Origin of the sequence: Rugamonas brunnea (assembly GCF_014042345.1) — a bacterium.
Classification (GTDB): Bacteria; Pseudomonadota; Gammaproteobacteria; order Burkholderiales; family Burkholderiaceae_D; genus Rugamonas; species Rugamonas brunnea.
In genome coordinates this window covers 1-302 of the sequence record NZ_JACEZT010000057.1, presented here as the reverse complement: position 1 = coordinate 302, position 302 = coordinate 1, and the positions used below count along the sequence as shown (strand labels likewise).

Here is a 302-nt window from a genome sequence, read left to right as displayed (position 1 = left end):
TGTGGAAGTGCAGTAATGCATTAAGCTAACTGATACTAATTGCCCGTACGGCTTGTCCCTATAACCTTAGCAGGTTGTGGTGAATAAGAAGTGCGTTGAAACGTTCGTTGATACAACTTCATTACCCATATTACTTCTTCCAGATTCCGGGTGACGCGCACGAGCGCGCAACCCTTACAAGTCAAAGCTTGATGACCATAGCAAGTTGGTCCCACCCCTTCCCATCCCGAACAGGACCGTGAAACAACTCTGCGCCGATGATAGTGCTGCAACCAGTGTGAAAGTAGGTTATCGTCAAGCTA

At 47.7% G+C, this 302-nt stretch carries 1 rRNA gene; it reads left to right on the top strand.

From position 1 onward, the window contains the following. Positions 1-187: 187 nt before the first annotated feature. A 5S ribosomal RNA gene (gene rrf, locus H3H37_RS25460) occupies positions 188-300 on the top strand. Positions 301-302: the final 2 nt, after the last annotated feature.